This window comes from Nocardioides sp. Leaf285 (assembly GCF_001422955.1).
Taxonomy (GTDB): Bacteria; Actinomycetota; Actinomycetes; order Propionibacteriales; family Nocardioidaceae; genus Nocardioides; species Nocardioides kribbensis.
Map to the genome: position 1 here is coordinate 360886 of NZ_LMNH01000002.1, position 24951 is coordinate 385836.

Genomic DNA, 24951 nt, shown 5'->3' on the forward strand with positions numbered 1-24951 from the left:
CCCCCGCTCAGCCGGCCAGGAGCAGGTCGGACAGCTCTGCCGCCTGCGAGCGGATCTCGGGCACCGCGGTGGTCTCCCACAGCGCACCCTTGCGGGGCGGGCCGACGACGTGGAGCCCCGGCACCAGGTCGCCGTCGGCGCGCAGCACGGCGCCCTCGGGCGTGCAGCGCACGCCGAGGCCGAGCGGGTCGCCCACGACCAGACCTCGCCGCCGCAGCGACGCCAGCAGAGGCGAGGTGGTGGCGTCGAGGTCGGTGGTGGGGCCGGTGCAGTTGACGACCGCGTCGGCGACCACGGACTCGCCGCCACCCCCGGGCGTGACCCGGCACCGCGTGCCGAGGTCCTCGACACCGGCCAGCCCGCCGCCGACGACCTGCAGCCGCCCGGCGTCGACGTAGCCCCTGATGCGCGCGGCCACACCGGGCGCCATGCGGTGGCGCAGCACCTCCCAGTGCCGGGCGTGGCGGCTGAGGAAGCAGCGCCGCTCGGAGCCCTCGAGGCGGGTCCAGGTGCGCTGGGTCGCCCCGCGCAGGCCGTCGACGACCGAGCGCCAGCAGACGCCGTGGTGGCGGGCGCGCGCGATCTGGCCGACCACGTGGGCGGCCAGGCCGTCGGCGGTGAGCGGGCCGCTCGGCATCGGGGTGGCCCAGCTCGTCGAGCACGGCGACGGCAGGTGGGAGTGGGGCAGCAGGCCCGTGCGGCTCAGCATCACCACCCGGCGCGCCGGGTGGTCGCCGAGCAGGCTCAGGGCGGCGTCGACCGCGGTGAGCCCGCTGCCCACCAGCACGACGGTGGCGTCCCGGGGCAGCGCGGCGAGGGCGGCGGCGTCCCACGCCGACCCGACGTGCCAGGGCGCGTCGGGCACCGCGCCCTGCTCGGTGCGCAGCGGGCGCGGCTCGAGGTTGCCGTAGGCCAGCACCGCCCGGTCGGCCTCGGTGGTGGCGTCGCGGCCACGCACGAGGAAGCGCCCGCCGCTGGCGGGGGCGACGTCGACGACGCTCTCGCGGCGCACCTCGAGGGTGGCCACCGAGGAGCGGCGGCTCTCCTCGAGCACGTCGGTGAGGTAGTGGGCCCAGGTCGCGCGCGGCAGGAAGCCCACGGGGTCGCTCGGCCGGCCGGTGCGCTCGGCCCAGGCCACGAGGTGGCCCGGCTCGTCGGGCAGCGCGCTCATGTCGCGGCTGCGCACGTTGAGGAGGTGGCGCCGGTCGGTGGTGCGGTAGGCCACGCCACGCGCCGGCACGGGCGCGGGCTCGTGGAGCACGACCCGCAGGCCGGGGTCGGTGGCGCGGCGCAGCAGGTGGGCGGCGGTCAGGGCGCCGCTCGCGCCGCCGCCGACGACGGAGATCGTGGTGGGCATGGGGGGCCTCCTCGTAGGTCGTTCACCCTCAACCCTACTCGATTACTCGACTTACGAGGGTTTCGGCGCGAGGGGCCCCGACGGGTCAGCGGCGCATGCGGGGCAGCAGGTACAGCACGGCGAACGCGATAGCGGCGATGACGACGAGGACGACGAGGATCTTCACGAGGGCTCCTGGGCTCGGGTGCCGCGCGGCGGTGCGCGACGGACCCACCCTGGCACGACCGCCCTCCCGATCGGGTCCTCGCGGGTGAGGGGCGCGCCGCCGGCGGGGAGCAGGGTGGGGTGATGAGCACCGCTGCGACGCACCCGACCGACCCGCCGACCCCGGTCGCGGGCCCCGTCGTCGTGGTGGGGGGCGGTCTGTCCGGTGTGGCCTGCGCCCGCGCCCTGCACGACGCCGGGCGCGAGGTCGTGGTCGTCGACCGCGGTCACCGCATCGGCGGTCGCATGGCGAGCAAACGCCTGGAGGGTCGGCCGGTCGACACCGGGGCGTCCTACCTCACCGTCTCCGACCGCCGCTTCGCCGAGGTGGTGGAGGCCTGGCGCGTGGCGGGTCTCGCCCACCGCTGGACCGACACCTTCTCGGTGCTCGAGCCCGGCGCCGACCCGAGCGCCAAGGAGGGGCCGGTGCGGTGGGGCACCCCCGGCGGCATGCGCAGCCTGGTCGAGGCGCTGGCCGAGGGTCTCGACGTACGCCGCGGCGCCGTGGAGCGCGTGGAGTCGGGCGACGACGGTCTGCGGGTGGTGGCCGACGGGGTCGACCTCGCGCCGGCCGGCGCGGTCGTGCTGGCCATGCCCGACGAGCAGGCGGCTCGTCTGCTCGGGGGCGACCACGGCGCGGTGGCAGTGCGGCTGACCCGGCCCTCCGAGCCGGTGATCGCGCTGGTGGCCCGTTGGCCCGAGCGCGCCTGGGACTCCGCGGCCCCGGGCGGCGCCTTCCACGGCGCCTTCGTCAACGGCGACGACGACGTGGCCTGGATCGCCGACGACGGGCGCCGGCGCGGCGACGACGCCCCGGTGCTGGTCGCCCACTCGACGCCCGCGCTCGCCGCCCGGCACCTCGACGACCCGGCTGCGGCCGGGCCGGTGCTGGTCGCTGCGCTGCGCCGACTGCTCGACCTCCCGGAGCCGGCCTCGATGCTGGTGCACCGCTGGTCTCTGGCCAAGCCGACCGGGGAGCGGGCCGAGCCGTGCCTGCTCGCGGAGGTGCCGGGCGGTCTGCTCGGCGTCTGCGGCGACGGGTGGGGGCCGCAGTCGAAGGTGGAGGGCGCGTGGCTCTCCGGCACCGCCCTGGCCGAGGCGTTGCTGCGCCCCACGGGTCAGTCCTCGCGCTGAGCCCCGGCGGCGACGCCGAGGGCGTCGTCGAGGTCGAGGCCGAGCGTCTGGAGCATCACGGCCACGTGCAGCGCCTCCGGGTCGAGCCCGGTCACGGCGTCGTCCTCGCCGCGCTCGCCGGCCAGGGTGCGTCGCATCATCGCGACCGCACCCCCCACGACGTGGGTGACGGTCGACTCGGGGTCGGGTGAGCGGAAGCGGCCGGCCGCGATGCCGTGGACGAGCAGCCGACGGGCGTAGGGCGCCATCGAGCCGTTGACGGGGGTGTCGGCGTGGTTGAGGTGGACCAGCAGGCGCGCGAACCCCGGGTCGACCAGGGGCAGCCGCACCACCCGGCGCACGACCCGCGCGGCGGTGACCGCAGGGTCCTCGCGCGCGGTGCCGGGATCGGCGGTGTCGGGGTCGTCGGGCCCGTGCACGGCGGAGGCCACCAGCTCGGCCATCGTCTCGGCGGCGATGGTGGCGACGAGGTCGTCCTTGGAGCCGAAGTGGTTGTAGAAGGACCCCAGGGCCACGCCGGCGCGCTCGGTGATCTCCTGCACGCGCAGCCCGGAGACTCCTCGCTCGGCCACCAGCGAGCGCCCGGCCGTGACGAGCTGGCCCCGGGTGCGCGCCCGTCGGCGCGCCACCGCCTGCTCGTGCTCCGCCGCGCTCATCGGGCCCAGTATGGACCGGCGGGCCCGTCCGTTCGGAGAGGTCGCGCAGGCTTACGGCGTACGCACGATGTGCGTGATGTGTCATCCATGTGTCATCGTGGACCTCATTCAGATGGGTGAGGACCGCGTGGGCGGTGCTGACCTGCGCAAACTCCAGGCAGTAGGTTCGAGCCCGTGATCGTCTCCACGCCCATCCGCGCCACCCTCGTCGACGACTACGCCGTCGTCGCCCCGGGCGTCCGTCACCTGCTCCAGCCCTACTCCGACCGCATCGTGCTGGTCGACCTCGCCGACGCCCTCGCCGACCCGCGCTCGGTCGACGTCGTGCTCTACGAGCCCGTCGGCCTGCGCGAGAGCGACCACGAGAGCCTGCAGCGCCTCGTGCACGTCGGCGGCGCCCGCGCCGTGGTCTTCACCTGGCGCGACCAGGCCCAGCACCTCGCCGGCGCCGCCTCGCCCGGCCGGCTCTCCAAGGCCCTCCCCGCGGCCGACCTGGTCACGGGTCTCGAGCGCATCCACCGCCAGCAGCCCGGGCGCCCCGGCCAGCCCGGCGCCGCCGGCCAGCACCGGCCGGTCGACCGCACCCCCCACGGCGCGCTCAGCGGCAACAGCGCCACCGCCGCGCTCTCGCTGACCCCGCGGGAGGCCGAGATCCTCGCCCTGATCGTGCAGGGCTACACCAACGTCGAGATCGGCAAGAAGCTCTACCTCTCGATCAACTCGGTGAAGACCTACGTGCGCGGCGCCTACCGCAAGATCGACGTCACCCGGCGGCCCCAGGCGGTGGCCTGGGGCATGCAGAACGGTCTGGGCGGGGTCTCGACCTCACCCGACCACGTGGCCTGACCGGCCTCCGCGGGGCGGACCAGACCACCGCGGGCCCCTCGCGGCCCGCGCCCCCAGGGGCCACGCGCCTTTACTCTCACCCCCAGGGGTGAAAGTGCCGGGAGGGCTCGTGCGGAGGCCGATGTCGGGTTATATTTCTCTTGTCTTCATCTTCACCACCGCGGGTGACTTCTCACCAGCACCGGGTGACACGCAAGACGAGTAGCGCTCAGGGGGTGCCTACCCACAGACGCGCTTCGGGCGGCGGATCCATCGGATCCGCCGCCCGAAACCATTTCCGGGGGGTGTGTCAGGGTGTCGGGCGTGCCGACCACCTCCCGCTCGTCCTCCCGCCCGTCCTCCGCCCGCGCCCGGCGTCCCGCCAAGCCCGCGATGGTCGCGCCGCCCGGCGCCCGCCAGGTGTTCACCGACGGGGCCTGCTCGGGCAACCCCGGACCCGGCGGGTGGGCCTGGGCCCTCGACACCGCGGTGCACGCCTCGGGCGCCGAACGGCCCAGCACCAACCAGCGCATGGAGATCCGCGCCGCCCTCGAGGCCGTGCTGGCCCTGGAGGGCCCGCTGGTCGTGGTCAGCGACTCGACCTACGTCGTCCACTGCTTCCGCGACGCCTGGTGGAAGGGGTGGCGCCAGCGCGGCTGGACCAACACCGCCCGCAAGCCCGTCGCCAACCGCGACCTGTGGGAGCCGCTGGTCGACGCGGTGGAGGCCCGCGGCGACGTCGTCTTCCACTGGGTCAAGGGCCACTCGGGCCACCCGATGAACGACTTCGTCGACCGGCTCGCGGTGGCGGCCAGCAAGGGCTGACCGCGGTGCGGGTTTCACCGGCCGGCTGGCGAAACCCGCACCTGTCGGCCCGCGCGTCGGCCGACAGGTGCGGGTCCGGGCCGACAGGTGCGACGGGTGGTGCCGGTGGGGCTGGGGCCGGCGGATCGTACGGCGACGCTGGCGCGCGAGGGCCGGCCCGACGGGGCTACTTGCTGGTCGAGAGGCGGTACTGCCGCACCGAGAGCGGCACGAAGACGACCAGGATCAGCAGGACCCACAGCAGCGTGTAGAGCGCCGGGTGCTGCATCGACCAGGCCTCCTGGGGCGGGGCGGTGGCCGGCACGTTGCCGAAGAGCTCGCGCACGGCCTGGGTCAGGGTCGACACAGGGTTCCACTCGACCACCGTGCGCAGCACCGAGCCGAAGCTCTCGGTGGGCACGAAGGCGTTGGAGACGAAGGTCAGCGGCATGATGACGATGAACGAGGCGTTGTTGATGACCTCGACGCTCGGCACGAGCAGGCCGACCCAGGCCATCACCCAGCTGATCGCGTAGGCGAAGAGCAGCAGCAGGCCGAAGGCGAGCAGCGCGTCGACGACCCCGTCGCGGATCCGCCAGCCGACGAGCAGGCCGGTCAGCGACATGATGACCACCGACAGCACGTTGTAGACCACGTCGGAGGTCGTGCGGCCCACGAGCACCGCCGACGACGACATCGGCAGCGAGCGGAAGCGGTCGATGATGCCCTTCTGCATGTCCTCGGCCAGGCCGGCGCCGGTGAACGTGGCGCCGAAGACCACGGTCTGGGCGAAGATGCCCGGCACCAGGAACTCCTTGTAGTCCACGCCCTCGGGGGAGATGGCGCCGCCGAAGACGTAGGCGAAGAGCAGCACGAACATGATCGGCGAGATCAGCACGAAGACGAGCACCTCGGGCACCCGCTTGATCTTGATCAGGTTGCGCTTGGCGACCACCCAGCCGTCGGTGGCGGCGCGGGTCATGGTGCTCATCGGAGGGCCTCCGTGTGGGTCGGGGAGTCGTCGGCCGCGGCCGGCGAGCCGGGCGTGGCCGAGGTGGCGTGACCGGTGAGGGTCAGGAAGACGTCGTCGAGGGTGGGCCGGCGCAGCCCGACGTCGAGCACCTCCACGCGGTGCTCCTCGAAGTCGCGCAGCACCTCCAGCAGCGCGGACGCGCCGCGGTCGACGGCCGCGGTGAGGGCCCGACCGTTGTCGCCGACCGAGACGCCGCCGACGGCGACCCGCTCGAGCACCCGCTGGGCCGTCGCGCGGTCGGCGGCGTCGCGCAGGACGATCTCAATCCGCTCCCCGCCGGTCTGGGACTTGAGCTCGTCGGCCGTGCCGCGGGCGATGGCGTTGCCGTGGTCGATGACGACGATGTCGTCGGCGAGGCGGTCGGCCTCCTCGAGGTACTGCGTCGTCAGCAGCAGGGTGGCGCCGGAGGCGACCAGCTCGCGGATGACGTCCCACATCTGCTGCCGGCTGCGCGGGTCGAGCCCGGTGGTCGGCTCGTCGAGGATCAGCACGGGCGGCTCGGCCACGAGGGCGCCGGCCAGGTCGAGGCGGCGGCGCATGCCGCCGGAGTAGGTCTTCGAGGGCCGGTCGCCGGCGTCGGCGAGGTCGAAGCGCTCGAGCAGCTCGCGCGCACGGGTGCGGGCGCGGGCGCGACCCAGGCCGTAGAGCCGGCCGACCATCTCGAGGTTCTCGTAGCCCGTGAGGTGCTCGTCGACCGCGGCGTACTGACCCGACAGGCCGATGCGCGAGCGCACGCCCTCGGGGTCTGCGAGCACGTCGACGCCCGCGATCTGGGCGCTGCCGCCGTCGGGCTTGAGCAGCGTGGCCAGGACGCGCACCGCGGTGGTCTTGCCGGCGCCGTTGGGCCCGAGCAGCGCCAGCACGGTGCCCTCCGGCACGGAGAGGTCGAGCCCGCGCAGGGCCTCGACCTCCTTGTAGCGCTTCACCAGGCCGGTGGCGCGGATCATCTCGTCCATGGGGTCCTCTCCTCGGGTGCCGACGCGAGGTGGACCCGGGTCGACGCCGAGAATCATCGCGCGCGGCACCGACAGTCGCCAGCGGATTGACGGCCCGGCCGGCGACCGGCCGGCGACCGGTCGGCGGCCGGTCCGCGTTGCGCCGAGCCGTACGGCGTGGCAGCGTCGTCGGCCGGCCGCCGGCCACCGACCGGACGGTCGTGGACCCACCACCGAGGAGCCCGCCATGCACCCCCTGCGCCTGGAGCGCGACGGCGCCGTCGCGACCGTCGTGCTCGACCGGCCCGCCCAGCGCAACGCCCTCGACCTCGCGCTCAAGGTCGCGCTGCGCGAGGCGCTGGGCGAGGTCGCCGCCGACGAGGGGGTCAGGGCCGTGGTGCTCACCGGTGGCCCGGAGGCCTTCTGCGTCGGCCAGGACCTCGCCGAGCACGCCGCCGCGCTGGCCGAGGGTCCGGCCTTCGACACCGTCACCGAGCACTACAACCCGGTCGTGACCGCGCTGGCCACCATGCCCAAGCCGGTCGTGGCGGCCGTGGCCGGCCCCTGCGTCGGGGCGGGCCTGGGGCTGGCCCTGGCCTGCGACCTGCGGCTGTGGAGCACCACGGCCCGCCTCGGCACGGCCTTCTCCGGGATCGGCCTGACCTGCGACTCGGGCCTGTCGACCACGCTCGTGCGCGCGGTCGGCGAGCAGCGCGCCCGCGAGCTCGTGCTGCTGGCCCAGCCCTTCGGGCCCGACGAGGCCGTGGCCTGGGGCCTGGGCGGCCGCGTCGTCGAGCCCGACGCGCTGCTCGAGGAGGCGACCGCCCTGGCGCGGCGGCTGGCGGCCGGGCCCACGGCGGCGTACGCCGAGTCCAAGCGGCTGCTCGCCGACGCCGCCGCGGGCCGACCGCTGGCCGAGACCCTCGCGGCCGAGGCGGCCGCGCAGGTGCGCCTCGGCGCCACGGCCGACCACGCCGGTGCGGTGGCGTCGTTCCTGGCCAAGCAGCGCCCGACCTTCGAGGGTCGCTAGGCGCCGGAGCGGCTCAGCCCTGGCGCGCCTTGAGGCGGGGGTTCTGCTTGTTGATCACGTAGGTGCGGCCGCGGCGGCGGACGACCTGCGACCCGGGCTGCTGCTTCAGCGAGCGCAGCGAGTTGCGGACCTTCATCGGTCACCTCCTCCCGGGGTGCGGGCGCGGGCGCGGGTGGGGGCGCCGGTGGCGGGATCGACCAGGCCGCGCTCGACCGCGCGGAGCAGGCGCCGGGGCACGAGGTGCTCCTCGCCGGCGACCGTCACCGGCACGAGGGCGGGAGGGGTCGCCTTCCACTGCGAGCGGCGGTGACGGGTGTTGCTGCGCGAGGTGCGGCGCTTCGGCACGGCCATCAGGCGATCTCCCTCACGGGGCCCAGCCACGGCTCGAAGCCGTCGACCGGGCGCTGCCACGACTGCCCGGAGGCCTCCTCGGCGGTGGTCATCAGCAGGGCCTCGAAGGCCTCCTCGAGGTGGTCGGGCCGCGCGCCGACGCCGGTGAGCACCAGGCGGGTCTGCGCGGGGCGACGGCCCCACGACTCGCCGGCGCCGATGCTGAGCTGGCCGCCGGCGCCGTCCCACTCCAGCGCTCGCCCGGGGCGGGTGGGCAGCCAGAAGCAGCCGCGCGAGCGGTGGCGTCCGCTGCCGAGGTCCTCGAGGCCCTCCAGCAGTCGGTCGGGGTGGAAGGCACGGTCGGAGCGCAGGTCGACCTGCCACACGTCGGGAACGTCGGGGGAGGGCACGTCCTGGGTGCGGTAGGGCGAGGCCCAGGCGGTGGTCGCGGCGTGGTCGTGCAGCCCGTCGGCGACCAGCGCGCCGTCGAGCAGCTCGGGGCCTGCGACGACGCGGGCGCCCGGCCGCGCCAGGGTGCGCAGCAGGGCCAGGCCCGCGGGCTCGCGCTCGCCGGTGACCACGACGACGTCGGCGTGCTCGACCATGCCCGAGGCGACCTCGCCGACGCCGCGCTCGTCCTCGTGGGACGTCGCGACGCCGCGCTCGGCCATCAGTGCGTCGCCGAGCAGGTCGTCGACCACGGTGGGGCCGGCGACGGCGGTCACGACCCCGGCGACGCGCAGGTGGCGGGCCAGGCGGGCGTCCCAGGTCAGCACGTGGCACACCTGCGCGGCGTCGGCACCGACCGGCAGGTGCGCGACGACGGTGCCCCAGCGCCCGTCGCGGGCCAGCCGCTCGATGGTCGGCACGACGTCCTCGCGCAGCGCGCAGCTCACGCAGGCGTGCTCGAGGTCGACCTCGGCGCGGTCGAGCACGCCGGTGACGTCGCTGACCACCCGGGTCAGCAGCTGCCGCTCGACGTCGATGTGGTGGCGCACGGCGACGGCCTGCGGCAGGTCCCACTGCAGGCTCACCAGGGTCGCGTCCATCGCGTCGGGGGAGACGCCCGTGACCAGGACGACGGGTGTCCTCACGACGACCGCCCCCCTCCGGCGCGAGCGCCGTAGCGGCGCTGGAAGGCCTCGACACGGCCCTCGCTGTCGAGCACGCGCCCCTTGCCGGTCCAGAAGGGGTGGCTGGCGCTGCTGACGTCGACGTCGACCACGGGGTAGGTCGCGCCGTCGACCTCGACGGTGCCGCCCTCGCCGGCCGCGCGCTCGGCCAGCGTCGAGCGCGTCAGCACGACGTCGCCGGTGGAGCGGTCACGGAAGGCGACCAGGTCGTAGGTCGGGTGGATGCCGGGTCTCAACGGGTCCTCCTGGAGTGCTTAGAATGAGAATCGTTATCACTCTAACCCATCACGAGGAGGACCCGTGTCCCGCACCTGCCAGGTCACCGGGCGGCAGCCCGGCTTCGGCCACCACGTCTCGCACTCGCACCGGCGCACCAACCGGCGCTTCGACGTCAACGTCCAGAAGAAGCGCTACCGGGTGCCGAGCCTGGGGCGCACCGTCACGCTGCGGCTCAGCGCGCGCGGCATCAAGGTCGTCGACGTCCGCGGCATCGAGTCGGTCGTCGCCGACATCCAGCGCCGCGGAGGGAGGCTCTGATGGCGCGCGGCAGCGACATCCGGCCCGTCGTGAAGCTCCGCTCCACCGCCGGCACCGGCTACACCTACGTCACCCGGAAGAACCGCCGCAACGACCCCGACCGGCTCGAGCTGAGCAAGTACGACCCCCGCGTGCGCCGCCACGTGGCCTTCCGCGAGGAGCGCTGAGGTGGCCACGACCGCGAAGATCGCCGCCGACGCCCGCCGCCGGCGCACCGTCGAGCGGTACGCCGGGAGGCGCGCCGCCCTCAAGGAGCGGGTGCGCCGGGCCGAGCCGGGCTCCGCGGAGCTGGCCGACGCCGTGCGTGCGCTCTCGCGCCTGCCGCGCGACTCCAGCCCGGTGCGCGTGCGCAACCGCGACCAGGTCGACGGCCGCCCGCGCGGCTACCTGCGCAAGGCGGGGGTCTCGCGGATCACCTTCCGGGCGCTGGCCCTCCGCGGCGAGCTGCCGGGGATCACCACGTCCAGCTGGTGACCCCCGGCGCCCGTCTCAGCGCACGAAGCGGTCGGCGGTGACCGGCAGGTCGCGCACGCGGATGCCGGTGGCGTGCCAGGCGGCGTTGGCGACGGCCGCCGCGGTGCCGACGATGCCGATCTCGCCGATGCCGCGCCCGCCGAAGGGGGTGGCGAGGTTGTCGGTGTCGTCGGCGAGCCACTCGACCTCGATGCCGTGCACGTCGGCGTGCGAGGCCACGTGGTAGGTCGCGAGGTCCTGGGTGACGACGTGGCCGAAGCGCGGGTCGCGCACCGACTCCTCGAAGAGCGCGCCCGAGAGGCCCATGACCAGGCCGCCGTAGAACTGCGAGCGGGCGGTCATCGGGTTGACCACCCGGCCCGAGGAGTAGACCCCGAGCAGCCGGGGCGCGCGCAGCTCGCCGGTCCAGCGGTGGACGCGCACCTCGGCGAAGACCGCGCCGAAGGAGTGCAGCGCGTAGTGGTCCATGTCGGGGTAGGCCTCGGCCGTCGCGGTGGAGGCCACCCCGGGGTCGGGGTGCTCGCCGTGGTCGGCGCGCAGCTGCTGCACGGTCTGCACGATCGCGGTGCCCCACGAGCCGGTGCCGGCCGACCCGCCGGCCACCGTGGCCGCGGGCTGGTCGGTGTCACCGATGTGGAGGTCGACCGCGGCGGGGTCGACGCCCAGGGCGTCGGCGGCGATCTGCACCAGCACCGTGCGGGCGCCGGTGCCGATGTCGACGGCGCCGATCGACACGGCGTAGCGGCCCCCCTCGAGCGACTCCACGCGGGCGGTGTTGCCCGGCATCCACAGCGTGGGGTACGTCGCCGCGGCCACGCCGGTGCCGACCCACCAGTCGCCGTCCTGCACGGTGCCGGGGGCCGACGGGCGACCGGCCCAGCCGAAGCGCTCGGCGCCGCGCTCGAGGCACTCCACCAGGCGGCGGTTGTTCCACGGGTTGCCCGTCTCGGGGTCGACGTCGGGCTCGTTGCGCACGCGCAGCTCGATCGGGTCGACCTCGCAGGCGAAGGCCAGCTCGTCCATGGCGACCTCCTGGGCGAACATGCCGGGCATCTCGCCGGGCGCGCGCATCCAGGACGGCACCGCCACGTCCAGCGCGGCGACGCGGTGGGTCGTCGCGCGCGCGGGCGCGGCGTACATCATGCGGGCCGCGGTGGCGGTCTGCTCGGTGAACTCCTTGATCGCCGAGGTCTGGCTCACCGCGTGCTGCTCGATGCCCAGCAGCCGCCCGTCGGGCTCGGCGGCCAGGCGCACGTGGGAGACCGTCTCGGTGCGGTAGCCGGTGAGCGCGAACATCTGCTGGCGGGTCACCGCCAGCTTGACCGGCCGGCCCGGCACCGACAGCGCGGCCAGGACGGCCGCCATCTCGGGGGCGTGGGGCAGGCCCTTGCTCCCGAAGCCGCCGCCGACGTAGGGCGCCCGCACGGTGATCTGCGAGGCCTCGAGGCCGAGCATCGGCGCGAAGGTCGTGGCGACCGCGTGGACGGCCTGGGTGGAGTCCCACAGCGTCAGCCGCTCGCCGTCCCACAGCGCCGTGGCGGCGTGGGGCTCCATCGGGCTGTTGTGCTCGTGGGGGGTGGAGTAGCGCTGGTCGACGACCACCGCGGCCCCGGCGAAGGCGGCCGCGACGTCGCCGTCGGCCCAGTCGGTCTCGTGGCCGGCGTTGACCGACTCCGGGGCGTAGGTCTCGGCGCCCTCGAGGGAGGCCCGGTGGGGCTCCTCGTCGTAGGCGACGTGCACCAGGCGGGCACCCTCGCGGGCGGCCTCGGGGGTCTCGGCGAGCACGACCGCGACGATCTGGCCGCGCAGCCCGACCCGGTCGTCCTGGAGGACCGCCAGCTCACGGTCCTCGGTGTCGGCCAGGCGCGGCGCCGACTCGTGGTCGAGCACGCTCACGACGCCGGGGTGGGCGAGCGCGGCGGCGGGGTCGACGCGCACGACGCGGCCGCGCGCGATCGTCGACTGCACGAGCCAGGCGGTGAGCGGGGCCTCGACGCCGTCGTCGGCGCCGTGCTCCATCGCGTAGCGGGCGTGGCCGGTGACCTTCTCCCGGCCGTCGGCGCGGTCGAGGTGGGTGCCCATCGAGCGTGCCTCGATGGGGGTGGCCTGCTGGGTCATCGGGTGCCTCCCTGCTGCTTCGACGCGAGCTGGTGCATCACCAGCGCGGTGGCGTTGCGGACCATGGCGACCTTGAAAGCGTTGTCGTCGCCGGTCTCGGCCGCGCGCAGCTCCTCGGCCGCGGCGGCGCGCACGGCGTCCTCGCTGTAGACCTCGCCGCGCAGGGCCTGCTCTGCCACCGTGGCGCGCCACGGCTTGTGGGCCACGCCGCCCCAGGCGATGCGCACGTCGCGCACGACGTCGCCGTCGAGCTCCAGCGCGCCGGCCACCGAGACCAGGGCGAAGGCGTAGGACGCGCGGTCGCGCGCCTTGTAGTACGTCGAGTGCCGCGTCAGCTCGCTGCCGCGCAGCTCGACGGCCGTGACCAGCTCCCCGTGGGCCAGGGTGGTGTCGTCCTCGGGGTGGTGACCGGGCAGTCGGTGCAGGTCGGCGAGCGGCACGCGCCGCTCCCCGTCGGGGCCGAGCACGACGACGTCGGCGTCGAGGGCGGCCAGGCCCACGGCCATGTCGGAGGGGTGGGTGGCGACGCAGTCGGCGCTCGTGCCGAGGATGGCGTTGTAGCGCCCGTAGCCCTCCAGCGCCGAGCAGCCCGAGCCGGGCTCGCGCTTGTTGCACGGCGTGGTGACGTCCTGGAAGTAGACGCAGCGGGTGCGCTGCAGCAGGTTGCCGCCCGTGGTGGCCTGGTTGCGGATCTGGCCCGAGGCGCCCGCGAGCAGCGAGCGCGAGAGCGCCGGGAAGGTGCTGCGGACCACCGGGTGGGCGGCGAGGTCGCTGTTGCGCACGTTGGCGCCGATGCGCAGCCCGCCGCGGTCGCCCTCGAGGACCTCGACGGTGTCGAGGGGCAGCCGGCTGACGTCGACCAGGGTCGAGGGGGTCGCCACCCCCAGCTTGAGGTGGTCGACCAGGTTGGTGCCGCCGCCGAGGAAGCGGGCGTGGGGGTCGGCGCTGACGGTGGCGACCGCGGAGGCGGCGTCGTCGGCGCGGACGTAGGTGAGCTCCTTCACCGGACGCCCTCCGTCTCGTGGTCGTGGGTGTGGCGGGCGGGGTCGACGCCCTGGCCGGCGGTCCGGCCCGCGGCCTGGCGCACGGCGTCGAGGATGCCGACGTAGGCGCCGCAGCGGCACAGGTTGCCGCTCATGCGCTCGCGGATCTCCTCGTCGGTCAGCTCGACGTCGCCGCCGACCTCGAGGTCGTCGGTCACGTGGCTGGGGTGGCCCTGCTCGGCCTCGTCGAGCACGCCGACGGCGGAGCAGATCTGGCCGGGGGTGCAGTAGCCGCACTGGTAGCCGTCGTGGTCGAGGAAGGCCTGCTGCACGGGGTGCAGCGCGCCCTCCCCGCGGGAGCCCGGATCGGCCGCGGAGCCGGTGAGCCCGGCGGCGGTGACGATCTCGTCGCCGTCGTGGGCCACCGCGAGGGCCAGGCAGGTGAGGTGGCGACGCCCCTCGAGGAGCACGGTGCACGAGCCGCACTGGCCGTGGTCGCACCCCTTCTTGGGGGCGGTCGCGCCGACCCGCTCGCGCAGGGCGTCGAGCAGCGTCGTGCGGGTGTCGACGTCGAGCGTGTGCTCGCTGCCGTCGACGGTGAGCGTGATGGAGGTGTCCATGGGCCGCCTTCCGTGGGATGCCAGGGTGGCCTCCTCGACTCTCCCTCCCGGGCGCGCCGCAGCGTCCACCCGCGGGGGTGAACGGGCCCGCGGACACCGGTCCGCGAGGCTGCTCGACGTGCAGCGGCGCGGTCCGCTCCCACCCGCGCGGGTGGGACGGTGCGGGTGCGGCGCGAGGGATGCTCGGAGCAGCGGTCGCCGCGGCGGCCGAGTCGGTCAGGCGGGGCTCACGCAGCCCGCCGGGGGGCGCCGAACTCCCGACCAGGCTGGCCCGCGGCGACCGCTGACCGTGCCGCGGGGCCTCAGCCGACCATGACGGGGCCCACCGGGACGGCGAGCGCCGAGCTGCTCTGCTCCTCGACGGGCGTGGGCGGGTCGAGGTCGGTGTCGTCGCCCTGCAGCAGCCCGATGAGCAGGATGACGCCGCCCACGACCACGAGCAGCACGAGCACGGCGGCGGGCACCAGCCACCGTGCCCGGTTGCCTGCGGGGGTCTTGGCCTGGTCGGTCATCGGTCCTCCGATCGCGAGGCGGAAGGTCCGGCCTCTCCTCCACCGTGCCACGGGGCGCGGGCCGGTATCTCCCACAGAAGGGTGACTCCGACGTCGCCCGCGACACGTGCCGTGACCTTCGCCACAGGTGCCGCGGTGGCCGGGCGCGGTCTGCCATCGTGCGAGCGGGCCGGTCGCCCCGACCGGCCGTCCCCCCACGACCCCGAGCCCCGAGGTGCGCCCATGAAGATCACCGTCGACTACGACCGTTGCGAGGGCATCGGCATGTGCGAGTCGCTGGCCCCCCACCACTTCCAGCTCGAGGACAACGGCGACCTCACCGTGCTCCAGGCCGAGGTCGCTCCCGAGGACGTCTCCGACGTCGAGGAGGCCGTGGCCAGCTGCCCCACCGGGGCGCTGCGACTCCAGTGACCGCTCCGGGGCCGACGCCCGACCGCGGCGCGCCGCCGGACCCCGCCACCGGCCGACTGGTCGTGGTCGGCGCCTCGCTCGCCGGGCTGCGCGCGGTCGAGGCGGCCCGCAAGGCGGGGTTCGCCGGGTCGATCACGCTGGTCGGCGCCGAGGAGCACCTGCCCTACGACCGCCCGCCGCTGTCCAAGGCGCACCTCGGGGCCGGCCCCGGGGCGGAGCCCGCAGCACCCTTCCTGCGCGAGGAGGCCCACCTGCGCGAGGAGCTCGGGGTCGAGCTGCTGCTCGGCCGGCCGGCCACCGCGCTCGACACCGCCGCGCGCGTCGTCCACGTCGGCGGGCGCGAGGTGGCCTACGACGCCGTCGTGCTCGCCACCGGGTCGACGGCGCGGCGCCTGCCCGGCACCGACCACCTCGACGGCGTGCACCCGCTGCGCACCCTCGACGACGCGCGCGTGGTGCGGCGCGCCCTCGAGGCGCGGGCACGCACGGTCGTGGTGGGCGCGGGGTTCATCGGCTCCGAGGTCGCCTCCGCGGCCCGGGGGCGGGGCCTCGACGTCACCGTGGTGGAGGCCCGGCCCACGCCGCTGGTGCGGGCCGTGGGCGCGGACCTGGGCGCCCACGTCGCCGCCATCCACGAGCGCCACGGCACCCGCCTGCTCACCGGCGTCGGCGTCGCCTCGGTCGAGGGCGACGGCTCGGGCCGGGTGGAGCGGGTCGTGCTCGACGACGGCACGGTGCTGCCGGCCGACCTGGTGGTCGTCGGCATCGGTGTCGTGCCCGCCACCGGCTGGCTGGAGGGCTCCGGGCTGCGCCTCGACGACGGCGTCGTCTGCGACGAGACGCTGTGGGCCGGCGCCCCCGGGGTCTGGGCCGCGGGCGACGTCGTGCGCTGGCCCAACGCCACGATGGGGGAGACCCAGCGGCTGGAGAACTGGACCGGGGCCGCCGACCAGGGGGCCGCGGCCGCGCGCAACGCGCTCGACCCGGCCGCCGCGGCGGCGTACGCGACGGTGCCCTTCTTCTGGTCCGACTGGTACGACGTGCGGATCCAGATGATCGGCTCGCCGGTGGCCGACGAGGTGCTCGTCGTCGACGGCGACCCGACCGCGGCCGGACGCTGGGTGGCGCTCTACCGCCGCGGCGACCGGCTGATCGGCGCGCTGGCGGTCGACGCGCCGGCGGAGATCATGAAGTACCGCGGCCAGGTGATGCGGGGCGGCTCGTGGGACGACGCGCTGGCCCACGCCGCGGCGCGGCGCGAGCGGGCCGCCGGGCGCGCCGCCGGGCCCGCTTCGTAGGCCGCTTCCTGGGCCTGCTTCCTGGGCCTGCTTCCTGGGCCCGCTTCCTAGGCTGGGACCCATGAGCGACTTCCCCGTGCCCGATCAGACCGACCGCACCTGGCTGGTGACCGGCGCCAACTCCGGGCTCGGCCTGGAGACCTCCCGGATGCTGGCGACCGCCGGCGCCCACGTGGTCATGACCGCACGCGACGCCGCCAAGGGGCGGGCCGCGGCCGAGGAGGTCCGCGGCGGCCTCGGCGGGGCCGACCGGGGGTCGGTGGAGGTCGCCGCGCTCGACCTGGCCGACCTGGCCTCGGTGCGGGCCCTGGCCGAGGGCTGGGAGCGTCCGCTGCACGGCGTGGTCGCCAACGCCGGGATCATGATGGTGCCGCAGGGCCGCACGGTCGACGGCTTCGAGCTCCAGCTCGGCACCAACCACCTGGGCCACTTCGCGCTGGTCAACCTGCTGCTGCCCCACGTGGCCGACCGGGTGGTGTCGGTGTCCTCGGCGCTGCACAAGGGCCCGCCGCTGGACTTCGACGACCTCTTCCTGGAGCGCTCCTACTCGCCGGGGCGGGCCTACCAGCAGAGCAAGCTGGCCAACCTCCTCTTCACCGCCGAGCTCCAGCGGCGCCTCGGTGCGTCCGGCTCCGCGGTGCGCGCGACCGCCGCGCACCCGGGCTACGCCGCGACCAACCTCCAGTCGCACCACGCCGTGCCGCTGATGAACACCCTGATGGCGGTGGGCAACCGCGTCGTCGCGACCAGTGCCGAGGAGGGGGCCCGCCCCTCGGTGATGGCGGCGACCTACGACCTCGTCGGCGGCACCTACGTCGGTCCGTCGCGGCTCGGCGGGCTCCGCGGCGCCCCCGCACCGGCCTCGCGCTCGCTGGAGGCGGCCGACGACGGCGCGGCCCGACGGCTGTGGGACGTCTCCGAGGAGCTGACGGGCGTGGGCTGGGTGCTGTGACCTGCGGGTTCGGCTGAGCCGCGCCCCGCGGGTGCGGCACACTGGGCCCGAGCACGGCCGTCGACGACGGCCCCCACGGAGGCCGGACGGAGGTGGCTGGAGTGAGCCCTGGGACCGCCGGCACCGTCCAGGCCGCCCGCAACCCGTTCGGGTCGTGGCTGCTGGGCCCGGCCGACCAGAGCCTGCGGGCGCTGCGGGTGCGGATGCAGCTGCTGCTCACCGTCATCCTGCTCACCACCCACAGCATCGGCGCGGGCGTGGTTGTCGTCCTGTCGACCTTCGTCTTCGCCCAGGAGACGCCGGAGGCCGACATGGCCTTGGCGCTCTTCATCGCCATCCCGGTCTACGTCGGCCTCGCGCTCGTGCTCGGGGCGGTCCGGGGCACCCGCGGCACCCTCAAGGCCCTGCGCTGGGCCACCCGCGGCGAGGAGCCCACCCCGCGCGACCGGCTCCGCACGCTGCGGGTGCCGCTGCGCCTGACCCTGCTCCAGGCGGGGCTCTGGCTGGCCGCGGCGGCGCTCTTCACCCTCCTGTCGGCGCTGCTGCAGCCCTCGCGGGCGGTGAGCACGGGCCTGACCGTGGCCATCGCCGGGCTGGTGGTGTGCGCGGTGGCCTACCTGCTCACCGAGTTCACGCTGCGCCCGATCGCGGCGCGCGCCCTCACCGGCGACACCTCCGCGCGGCGCCCGCGCGGCCTGGGGGTCGGCGGCCGGCTGCTCACCTTCTGGCTGCTCGGCACCGGCGCCCCGGTCGTCGGCCTGATGGTCGCGGCCGTGCTGGCCCTCACCGACGGGGTCTCCACCACCCGGCTGGCCGTCGAGGTGCTGGTGCTGGGCGGGGTGGTCCTCGTCTTCGGCCTGCTGGTCACCGTGCTCAACGCCCGCTCGGTGGTGGCCCCCATCGAGTCGGTGCGCCGCGCCATCGCCCAGGTCCGCACCGGCGACCTGTCGCAGCGGGTGCCGGTCTACGACGGCAGCGAGCTGGGCCTGCTCCAGGCCGGCTTCAACGAGATGGCCGACGGGCTGCGCGAGCGCGAGCACCTGCGCGACGTCTTCGGCCGCCACGTCGGGCGCGACGTCGCCGAGGCCGCGGCGGCGGGCGACCTCGAGCTGGGCGGGGCCTCGCGCGTGGTCACCGTGCTCTTCGTCGACCTCGTCGGCTCGACCTCCATGGCCGCCGACCGCGAGCCGGCCGAGGTGGTCGACGTGCTCAACCGCTTCTTCTCCGTGGTCGTCGACGAGGTCGGCGCCCACGGCGGCTTCGTCAACAAGTTCATGGGCGACGCGGTGCTGGCCGTCTTCGGCGCCCCGGTCGAGCTGCCCGACCACGCCGCGCGCGCCCTGGCGGCCGGGCGCGCGATGGCGCAGCGGCTGGCCGAGGAGCAGACCGACGTCGCGGCCGGCATCGGCGTCTACACCGGCGAGACGGTGGCCGGCAACGTCGGCACGACCGACCGGCTGGAGTACACGGTGATCGGTGACGCGGTCAACGCCGCCGCCCGCCTCACCGAGCTGGCCAAGGAGGTCGACGGCGGGCTGCTGACCTCGTGGGAGACCGTCGAGGCCGCGGGCGGCGACGAGGGCGCGCGGTGGCGGCGCCACGGCCGGGCCGTCCTGCGGGGCCGGACCGTCGAGACCACGCTGGCCGTGCCGGCCGACCTCGCGTGACCGCGGCGTCCGCGGCCCCCCGGCAGCCCGACCGGCAGCCCGACCGTCAGCCCGACCGTCAGCCCGACCGTCAGCCCGACCGTCAGGTCTGGGCCGACGTCGCCAAGGGCGCGTGCATCCTGCTGGTCGTGCTCCACCACGCCGTCGGCAAGCTCTACGTGCCGGCGCTCATGGGCGAGCCCGGCCCGCCGCCGCTGCCGGGCACCGACCGCGCCGCCGGCGACGGCTGGCTCGACCCCTCCGGCCTGGCGCTGGTCTGGTACGAGCTGTCGGCGGCCCTCAAGCCGGTGCGGATGCCGCTGTTCTTCGTCGTGAGCGGCTTCTTCGCCGCCGGCGTCGTGCGCCGGCCGTGGCCCGCACTGCGCCGACGGGTGGGCACGACCGCGTGGGTCTACGCGGTGTGGCTGCTGCTGCTGGCGGCGTACTTCTCGGTGGAGCGGGCGATGCCGCTCAACCGCACCCAGGACGGCGCGGAGCTGCTGGCCGACCTGGTCTGGGCCTCGACGGGGCTGTGGTTCCTCTACGCGCTGGTGGTCTACGTCGTGCTGGCGCGGCTGCTGGTGCGCTGGCCGCGGGCGACCCTCGCGGGCGCGGCCCTGCTCACCGCGGCGACCTCGTGGCTGCCGGTCGACGACCTCAACCGCGCCGCGGTGCTGACCCACTTCGTGTTCTTCGCCTGGGCCGCCTACCGGCCCCAGGACGTACGCCGGCTCGCCGGTCCCGCCGCCGGCCGGCCGGGGCGCGTGCTGCTGCTCGTGGCCGGCTTCGTGGCGCTGCTCGCGGCGCAGCGGGCCGCCGGTCTGCCGGGCAGCGCCGACCTGCTGGTGCTCGCCGTCGTCGGGGTGCCGCTCGGGCTGGCCGTCGCGGTCGCGCTGGCCGAGCGGCCGCGGGTCGGGACCGCGCTGGCGCGCCTCGGGGCGCTGACGCTGCCGGTCTACGTCCTGCACTCGCCGCTGCTCGCGCTGCTCGCCCACGCGCCGGCGCTGCTGCCCCCGCCCGGGAGCCCGCTGCTCGCGCTGGCGTGGCCGGTGGTGGTGGCCGCCGCCGCCGTGGCGGTGTGCCTGGCCCTGCACCGGCTGCTGCTCGCGGTCGGCCTCGACTGGCTCTTCGCGCTGCCGCGCCGAGTGGCCGCGCGCGCCCCGGCGGGGCTCAGCGGGCCAGGGAGCGGTGGGCCTCGAGGAGCGAGGGCCCGTACCAGGTCAGCAGCCGACCGCTGACCAGCTCGGTCGCCACGCCGCCCGCGCCGCCCGCGCCGTCCGGGCCGCCCGCGAACACCTCCGGGCCGTCGTCGGCGGTGAAGAGGTAGGGCTCGTCGGGCAGCAGCACCACGTCGGGGGCGGCCGCGACGACCTGCTCCGGGGAGGCGGCCGGATAGCGGTCGGGGTGGTCGGCGAAGACGTTGTCGAGACCGAGGCGACGGGCCAGGTCGCCGGTGAAGGTGCGCGCGCCGACGACCATCCACGGGTCGCGCCACACCGGGATGGCCACCCGTCGCGACACCGGTGGCACCGGGCCGCACCACAGTCTGCGGGCCTCGCCCAGCCAGGTCGGGCGCTGCCACCCGAGACCGTCGAGCAGCCGCTCCATCGAGCCGACCGCCTCCGGCACGGTCTCGATGCGGGTCACCCAGACCCGCACGCCGCTCTCGCGCAGCCGCCTCACGTCGAGCTCGCGGTTCTCCTCCTGGTTGGCCACGACCACGTCGGGCTCCAGCGCGCGCACCGCGGCGAGGTCGGGGTTCTTGGTGCCGCGCACCCGGGCGGCGCCGAGGTCGGCGGGGTGGGTGCACCAGTCGGTCGCACCGACCACGGCGTCGCGGTCGACCGAGGCCAGCGCCTCGGTCAGCGACGGGACCAGCGAGACCACCCGGCGCGCCGGGCGCGGTCCGTCGTACGCCGTGCCGAGGTCGTCCACCCGCCCGACGCTACCCGCCCGCTGGTCTAGCCACCGGGCAAAGCCCGGGGTCGTTCGGGCCTCGGCGCGGGCCGCCGCGTCCTAGCGTCGGGCGGTGCGCACGCCGAGCCGCCCCCGAGCCGCCCACCGCCGACCGGTCCGAGCCGTCGTGGCCGCAGCGCTGCTGGTGCTCGCCGCCGGCTGCGGGGGCGCGCCGTCGCCGGGGGAGGCGGACGCGGGGGAGCCGGTGCCGACCGCCCACACCGGGCGCGAGGGCGACGGCTGGACGGTGCTGCACTACTCGATGGCCGACACCGACCTCGAGCCCTTCATGGTCGGCGACCTCAACGAGCTCGGCGCGGTCGGCTCCAACGACAACCTCCAGGTGCGCGAGCTGATGGACCGCTCGCCCGACTACGGCGCCGACCCGGCGCTCGACCAGGGCGACTGGGTCGGTGCGCGCGTGCTCGACCTGGGCCCCGCGGGCACGAGCGAGCTGGTGGAGGACCTCGGCGACGTCGACTCCGCCGACCCCGCGACCCTCGCCGACTTCGTGGCCGAGGGCATCGAGGCCCACCGGGCCGGTCACTACGCGCTGATCATCTCCGACCACGGCGCCTCGTGGCCCGGCGTCGGGCCCGACGACGGCACCGGCGAGGTGCTCGACCTGGCCGACCTGACGCGCGGCATCTCTGAGGGGCTGGAGCGCGCGGGCGTCGACAAGCTCGACCTGCTCGGCTTCGACGCCTGCCTGATGGCCAGCTACGAGGTGGCCAGCGCGGTCGCTCCGCTGGCCGACCGGCTGGTCGCCTCCCAGGAGCTCGAGCCCGGCCACGGCTGGGACTACGGCGCGCTCCGGCTGCTCGCCGAGGACCCCGACGCCACCGCCGACCAGCTCGGCGCGGCGCTGCTCGACGGCTTCGTCGCGCAGGCCGAGGCCGAGGGCACCGCCGACGGCATCACCCTCGGGCTGGTCGACCTGACGCGCATGGACGAGGTCGACGCCGCGATGGCCGCCTTCAGCGGTGCGCTCGCGGAGCGGGCGGTCGCGGTGGCACCCGTCGTGGGCCGCGCGGGGGCGGAGACGCTGGGCTTCGCCCGCAGCCCCGACGAGGCCGAGGACAGCCACATGAAGGACCTCGGGCTGCTCGCCACGACCATCGGCGTCGAGGCCCTCGACGTCTCCGACGAGGCCGACGCCCTGGTGCGCGCGATCGGCGACGCCGTCGTCTCCGAGGTCGACGGGGCCGCCACCCGGGGCGCCACCGGCCTGTCGATCTACTTCCCCCCCACCGCCGAGCTGGCCGACGGGGCCTATCTCGACGTCGCCTCCGCCGAGCCCTGGGCCGACTTCCTCACCGCCTACTACGACGCCGGCGCACAGATCCCCGCCGAGGAGACCGCCCAGTTCACCGACCTGGCCGACGGCCCGCTGGTGGAGCTGGAGGACGGCGGCGTCTACGTCACCGCGGAGTACGACGAGCTGGGCCAGGCCAACCTCACCGACGCCACCATCTCCTACGCCGTCGTCGAGCCCGACGGCTCGCTGACCTACCTCGGCGAGGAGAGCGCGGCCATCGACCCCGACGGGGCGCCGGTGGCCAGCGGCTTCTACGACCTCACGGCGCTGGAGATCAGCGACGGCATCGACACCGCCCGGGCCTACGTCTCGCTGCTGGTGGAGGAGGACGCCGACGTGGTCTCCCTCGACGTGCCGATGGCCTACTACGCCCCCGGCGACGTCGACGGCGAGACCTACCAGGACGTGCTGCTCTCGATCGAGATCGACGTCGACTCCGGCGACATCGTGGCCGAGACCTACTACGCCTACGACCCCGCGACCGAGGGCTACGGCGAGCTCAACGCCGAGCCCGACGGTCTCATCGTGCCGGAGGTCTACACCCTGCTCAACGACGGCTCGGAGCGCTGGACCCCCACCTCCGACGTCGGCCTCTACGCCGACCTCGAGGCCCTCACCTACGACCTCGTGCCCCTGGAGTCGGGCACCCGCCTGCAGCTCGACCTCACCGTCCTCGACTACGGCGACAACGCCAGCACGATCAGCGGCTTCACCCAGGTGCCCTGAGGCGACGCCGGCCCGCCGCTAGGCTCGGGCGGGCCGGGCGCCGGCGCCACTTACTGACCGTTGGTACCACCTCCACACCGTTGTGACGGTCAGGTAGTGGGTCCAACGATCAGTAAGAGGGGGCCCCCGCGATGGGTGCGCACCACCCGCGACACGCAGCACCGGGGACGGCTGAGGCCTCCTCGCCCCGCGTGCGACGACTGGCCCTCGCGGTGGTCGTGCCGCTGGCGCTCGTGACGCTGGGCTGCCTGGTCTGGCTGTGGCCGGGCTCGCTGCCCGGGCCCGATACCCCCGGCTCGCTGGAGCAGGTCGAGGGTGTCGTCACCGCGGTCAGCGTGGAGCAGTGTCCCGAGAGCGCGGCCACGGGCGGCACCACGCCCGACCCCGCCGCCGACCCGGCTGCCGGCGCCGGCGGTGCCACGGCGGCGAGCACCTGCGGCACCGCGACGGTGCGGCTGACCAGCGGCGCCGACGACGGGCTCGAGGTGGAGACGCCGCTGCCGACCGGCGCGGGCGCCGTCGAAGTCGGGGAGGGCGACGACGTGCTGCTGGTCGAGCTCGGGGCCGCGCGCGACCCCGACGGCTCCGTCGACGAGTCGGCGCCCCCGTCGTACTCGATCGTGGACCGGCAGCGCGGCACGGGGCTGGCGGTGCTGGTGGGGGCCTTCGCGCTGGCGGTCGTGGCCTTCGGGCGGCTGCGCGGGCTGACGGCGCTGCTGGGGCTCGGGGTGACCTTCGGGCTGCTGGTGTGGTTCGTGGTGCCGGCGATCCTGGCGGGGGAGTCGCCGCTGCTCGTGGCCGTCGTGGGGTCGGCGGCGATCGTGCTGACGGTGCTCTACCTGACCCACGGGCCGAGCCTGTCGACCACCGTGGCGGTGGTCGGCACGATCGCGGCCCTGACCCTCACCGGGCTGCTCTCCGCGCTCTCGGTGGCGGTGCTGGGGCTGACCGGGGTCTCCGACGACCTGTCGTCCTCGCTCGGCACGACCTACGGCGTCAACGTGCAGGGCGTGCTGCTCGCGGGCATCGTCATCGGCTCGCTCGGCGTGCTCGACGACGTCACCGTCACCCAGGCCGCGACGGTGGAGGAGATCGCGCGGGCCAACCCGGGCTACGGCGCGCGCGAGCTCTACCGCGCGGCCACCCGCGTCGGGCGCTCCCACATCGCCTCGGTCATCAACACCATCGTGCTGGCCTACGCCGGCTCCGCGCTGCCGCTGCTCATCCTCGTCGTGGCCACCGACGACCCGCTGGGCGACGTCGTCACCGACCAGGTGATCGCCCAGGAGGTCGTGCGCAGCGTCGTGGCGACCTTCGGGCTGATGGCCGCGGTGCCGATCACGACCGCGCTGGCCGCCCTCGCGGTGCGCGAGGCCCGGTCGGGCAGTGGCCGCCTGGCGTGACCTATCGAATCGCGATAGATTGTGATCGTTGGTCGAGAGGAGCGATGAGATGGGTCGTGTGGTGACGCTCGCGCTGCGGGTGGTGCTGGCCGTGGGGATCGCCGGGTCGCTCGTCGTCCAGGTCGTGCTGGTGCCGCTGGCGGCGCGCGACCTGTCGGGGGCCGGCGCGGAGGTGCTGCGGCTGCGCCCGGCGCTGCTCGTGCTCGCCGTGCTGGGCGTGCTGACCGTGCAGGTCACGATGGTCTGCACCTGGCGCCTGGCGACGATGGCCCGCCGGGGCACGGTCTTCTCCCGGGCGGCCTTCCGCTGGATCGACGTCGTCGTGGGCGCGATCGCCACGGCCTCGCTGCTCTGCTTCGTGCTCGGGGCGCTGCTCGCCCCGGGGGAGGCGGTAGCTCCCGGGGTGGTGCTGCTCGTGGGCGGCCTCGGGGTCCTCGCGGCGGGGGTGGCGCTCGTCGTGCTCGTGATGCGCGCGCTGCTGGTCCGGGCGGTCGACCGCGACGCGGAGGCGACGGCCCTGCAGACCGAGCTCGACGCGGTCATCTGATGGTGCTCT

29 protein-coding genes are annotated in these 24951 nt (G+C 75.5%); 15 read left to right on the forward strand and 14 right to left on the reverse strand.

Translation table 11 applies throughout. From position 1 onward, the window contains the following. Positions 1 to 7 precede the first annotated feature (7 nt). Together ASF47_RS06870 and ASF47_RS22080 are read right to left on the reverse strand one after the other, a co-directional pair. Positions 8 to 1357 carry an FAD/NAD(P)-binding protein gene (locus ASF47_RS06870; RefSeq protein WP_235558666.1) on the reverse strand — a complete coding sequence of 450 codons (1350 nt, stop codon included), beginning with the start codon at positions 1355 to 1357 and terminating at the stop codon, positions 8 to 10. An 85-nt stretch (positions 1358 to 1442) separates the two neighbouring features. Then, positions 1443 to 1571, reverse strand: coding sequence for a hypothetical protein (locus tag ASF47_RS22080; protein ID WP_268778309.1), 129 nt, complete (start codon positions 1569 to 1571; stop codon positions 1443 to 1445). A 74-nt stretch (positions 1572 to 1645) separates the two neighbouring features. On the opposite strand from ASF47_RS22080, the gene ASF47_RS06875 reads away from it, so the two are divergent. Next, positions 1646 to 2695, forward strand: a complete 1050-nt coding sequence (locus ASF47_RS06875) for an NAD(P)/FAD-dependent oxidoreductase (RefSeq protein WP_056863261.1) — start codon at positions 1646 to 1648, stop codon at positions 2693 to 2695. Here the strand turns inward: ASF47_RS06875 and ASF47_RS06880 are convergent. Beyond that, on the reverse strand, positions 2680 to 3351 hold the full coding sequence (locus tag ASF47_RS06880) for a TetR/AcrR family transcriptional regulator (protein ID WP_082500091.1): 672 nt from the start codon (positions 3349 to 3351) through the stop codon (positions 2680 to 2682). The two genes, ASF47_RS06875 and ASF47_RS06880, sit on opposite strands and share 16 nt — an antisense overlap. Positions 3352 to 3525: 174 nt before the next feature. On the opposite strand from ASF47_RS06880, the gene ASF47_RS06890 reads away from it, so the two are divergent. Next, positions 3526 to 4197 carry a helix-turn-helix transcriptional regulator gene (locus ASF47_RS06890; protein ID WP_056863264.1) on the forward strand — a complete coding sequence of 224 codons (672 nt, stop codon included), beginning with the start codon at positions 3526 to 3528 and terminating at the stop codon, positions 4195 to 4197. Between the two features lie 303 nt (positions 4198 to 4500). After that, the gene (locus ASF47_RS06895) at positions 4501 to 5001 is read left to right on the forward strand and encodes a ribonuclease H family protein (protein ID WP_235558667.1); all 501 of its coding nucleotides are present in this window, start codon (positions 4501 to 4503) and stop codon (positions 4999 to 5001) included. 166 nt (positions 5002 to 5167) lie between these two features. Here the strand turns inward: ASF47_RS06895 and ASF47_RS06900 are convergent, their stop codons facing one another. Next, positions 5168 to 5971: an ABC transporter permease gene (locus ASF47_RS06900; protein ID WP_056863265.1), complete on the reverse strand. Its 804-nt coding sequence runs from the start codon at positions 5969 to 5971 to the stop codon at positions 5168 to 5170. Beyond that, positions 5968 to 6969 (reverse strand): ATP-binding cassette domain-containing protein, encoded by a 1002-nt coding sequence (locus ASF47_RS06905; RefSeq protein ID WP_056863266.1) that lies wholly within the window; start codon positions 6967 to 6969, stop codon positions 5968 to 5970. Before ASF47_RS06905 ends, ASF47_RS06900 begins: the two co-directional genes overlap by 4 nt. 226 nt (positions 6970 to 7195) lie before the next feature. On the opposite strand from ASF47_RS06905, the gene ASF47_RS06910 reads away from it, so the two are divergent. Continuing rightward, positions 7196 to 7978, forward strand: a complete 783-nt coding sequence (locus tag ASF47_RS06910; RefSeq protein WP_056863267.1) for an enoyl-CoA hydratase/isomerase family protein — start codon at positions 7196 to 7198, stop codon at positions 7976 to 7978. Positions 7979 to 7991: 13 nt separating this feature from the next. Here ASF47_RS06910 and ykgO read toward each other — a convergent pair whose 3' ends face one another. Genes ykgO through ASF47_RS06930 form a run of 4 tightly spaced genes read right to left on the reverse strand, consistent with a single transcriptional unit; the run spans position 7992 to position 9677 of the window. Next, positions 7992 to 8114 (reverse strand): type B 50S ribosomal protein L36, encoded by a 123-nt coding sequence (gene ykgO / locus ASF47_RS06915; protein ID WP_056863268.1) that lies wholly within the window; start codon positions 8112 to 8114, stop codon positions 7992 to 7994. Further along, positions 8111 to 8329 (reverse strand): 50S ribosomal protein L32, encoded by a 219-nt coding sequence (rpmF, locus tag ASF47_RS06920; RefSeq protein ID WP_056863269.1) that lies wholly within the window; start codon positions 8327 to 8329, stop codon positions 8111 to 8113. The genes ykgO and rpmF overlap by 4 nt, the downstream gene beginning before the upstream one ends. Then, positions 8329 to 9402, reverse strand: coding sequence for a CobW family GTP-binding protein (locus tag ASF47_RS06925; protein WP_056863270.1), 1074 nt, complete (start codon positions 9400 to 9402; stop codon positions 8329 to 8331). The genes rpmF and ASF47_RS06925 overlap by 1 nt, the downstream gene beginning before the upstream one ends. Next, entirely contained in the window at positions 9399 to 9677 is a 279-nt protein-coding gene (locus tag ASF47_RS06930) for a type B 50S ribosomal protein L31 (RefSeq protein WP_056863271.1), read from the reverse strand. Before ASF47_RS06930 ends, ASF47_RS06925 begins: the two co-directional genes overlap by 4 nt. A 64-nt stretch (positions 9678 to 9741) precedes the next feature. On the opposite strand from ASF47_RS06930, the gene rpmB reads away from it, so the two are divergent. The 3 genes from rpmB to rpsN are packed head-to-tail and all read left to right on the forward strand — an operon-like array spanning position 9742 to position 10452. Next, positions 9742 to 9978 (forward strand): 50S ribosomal protein L28, encoded by a 237-nt coding sequence (gene rpmB / locus ASF47_RS06935; RefSeq protein ID WP_056863272.1) that lies wholly within the window; start codon positions 9742 to 9744, stop codon positions 9976 to 9978. Continuing rightward, the gene (gene rpmG / locus ASF47_RS06940; protein WP_056863273.1) at positions 9978 to 10145 is read left to right on the forward strand and encodes a 50S ribosomal protein L33; all 168 of its coding nucleotides are present in this window, start codon (positions 9978 to 9980) and stop codon (positions 10143 to 10145) included. Before rpmB ends, rpmG begins: the two co-directional genes overlap by 1 nt. A gap of 1 nt (position 10146) precedes the next feature. Beyond that, positions 10147 to 10452, forward strand: coding sequence for a 30S ribosomal protein S14 (gene rpsN, locus ASF47_RS06945; RefSeq protein WP_056863274.1), 306 nt, complete (start codon positions 10147 to 10149; stop codon positions 10450 to 10452). Positions 10453 to 10467: 15 nt separating this feature from the next. On the opposite strand, the gene ASF47_RS06950 is transcribed toward rpsN, so the two are convergent. The 4 genes from ASF47_RS06950 to ASF47_RS06965 form a co-directional block, all read right to left on the reverse strand. Next, the gene (locus tag ASF47_RS06950; protein ID WP_056863275.1) at positions 10468 to 12570 is read right to left on the reverse strand and encodes a xanthine dehydrogenase family protein molybdopterin-binding subunit; all 2103 of its coding nucleotides are present in this window, start codon (positions 12568 to 12570) and stop codon (positions 10468 to 10470) included. Continuing rightward, positions 12567 to 13574 (reverse strand): FAD binding domain-containing protein, encoded by a 1008-nt coding sequence (locus tag ASF47_RS06955; RefSeq protein WP_056863276.1) that lies wholly within the window; start codon positions 13572 to 13574, stop codon positions 12567 to 12569. The genes ASF47_RS06950 and ASF47_RS06955 overlap by 4 nt, the downstream gene beginning before the upstream one ends. After that, positions 13571 to 14173, reverse strand: coding sequence for a 2Fe-2S iron-sulfur cluster-binding protein (locus tag ASF47_RS06960; protein WP_056863277.1), 603 nt, complete (start codon positions 14171 to 14173; stop codon positions 13571 to 13573). Before ASF47_RS06960 ends, ASF47_RS06955 begins: the two co-directional genes overlap by 4 nt. A 302-nt stretch (positions 14174 to 14475) precedes the next feature. After that, positions 14476 to 14685, reverse strand: a complete 210-nt coding sequence (locus ASF47_RS06965) for a hypothetical protein (protein ID WP_056863278.1) — start codon at positions 14683 to 14685, stop codon at positions 14476 to 14478. 222 nt (positions 14686 to 14907) lie between these two features. Between ASF47_RS06965 and ASF47_RS06970 the strand changes: the two genes are divergently transcribed. The 5 genes from ASF47_RS06970 to ASF47_RS06990 all read left to right on the forward strand — a co-directional run bounded on the left by ASF47_RS06970 (position 14908) and on the right by ASF47_RS06990 (position 20230). Then, positions 14908 to 15096, forward strand: coding sequence for a ferredoxin (locus ASF47_RS06970; RefSeq protein ID WP_056863279.1), 189 nt, complete (start codon positions 14908 to 14910; stop codon positions 15094 to 15096). Further along, positions 15093 to 16394, forward strand: coding sequence for an NAD(P)/FAD-dependent oxidoreductase (locus ASF47_RS06975; RefSeq protein WP_235558668.1), 1302 nt, complete (start codon positions 15093 to 15095; stop codon positions 16392 to 16394). The genes ASF47_RS06970 and ASF47_RS06975 overlap by 4 nt, the downstream gene beginning before the upstream one ends. A gap of 61 nt (positions 16395 to 16455) precedes the next feature. Continuing rightward, positions 16456 to 17346 carry an oxidoreductase gene (locus ASF47_RS06980; RefSeq protein ID WP_056863280.1) on the forward strand — a complete coding sequence of 297 codons (891 nt, stop codon included), beginning with the start codon at positions 16456 to 16458 and terminating at the stop codon, positions 17344 to 17346. 101 nt (positions 17347 to 17447) lie between these two features. Further along, a complete protein-coding gene (locus ASF47_RS06985; protein ID WP_056863281.1) occupies positions 17448 to 19013 on the forward strand; it encodes an adenylate/guanylate cyclase domain-containing protein in 1566 nt (521 codons plus the stop codon). Continuing rightward, positions 19010 to 20230, forward strand: a complete 1221-nt coding sequence (locus tag ASF47_RS06990) for an acyltransferase family protein (RefSeq protein ID WP_056863282.1) — start codon at positions 19010 to 19012, stop codon at positions 20228 to 20230. Before ASF47_RS06985 ends, ASF47_RS06990 begins: the two co-directional genes overlap by 4 nt. On the opposite strand, the gene ASF47_RS06995 is transcribed toward ASF47_RS06990, so the two are convergent. After that, positions 20163 to 20927 carry a helical backbone metal receptor gene (locus tag ASF47_RS06995; protein WP_056863283.1) on the reverse strand — a complete coding sequence of 255 codons (765 nt, stop codon included), beginning with the start codon at positions 20925 to 20927 and terminating at the stop codon, positions 20163 to 20165. The two genes, ASF47_RS06990 and ASF47_RS06995, sit on opposite strands and share 68 nt — an antisense overlap. Before the next feature lie 94 nt (positions 20928 to 21021). On the opposite strand from ASF47_RS06995, the gene ASF47_RS22085 reads away from it, so the two are divergent. The 3 genes from ASF47_RS22085 to ASF47_RS07010 all read left to right on the forward strand — a co-directional run bounded on the left by ASF47_RS22085 (position 21022) and on the right by ASF47_RS07010 (position 24942). Next, positions 21022 to 22992, forward strand: coding sequence for a clostripain-related cysteine peptidase (locus tag ASF47_RS22085; protein ID WP_156697783.1), 1971 nt, complete (start codon positions 21022 to 21024; stop codon positions 22990 to 22992). 191 nt (positions 22993 to 23183) lie between these two features. Continuing rightward, positions 23184 to 24395 (forward strand): YibE/F family protein, encoded by a 1212-nt coding sequence (locus tag ASF47_RS07005; protein ID WP_056863285.1) that lies wholly within the window; start codon positions 23184 to 23186, stop codon positions 24393 to 24395. A 49-nt stretch (positions 24396 to 24444) separates the two neighbouring features. Continuing rightward, positions 24445 to 24942 carry a DUF2975 domain-containing protein gene (locus ASF47_RS07010; RefSeq protein ID WP_056863286.1) on the forward strand — a complete coding sequence of 166 codons (498 nt, stop codon included), beginning with the start codon at positions 24445 to 24447 and terminating at the stop codon, positions 24940 to 24942. Positions 24943 to 24951: the final 9 nt, after the last annotated feature.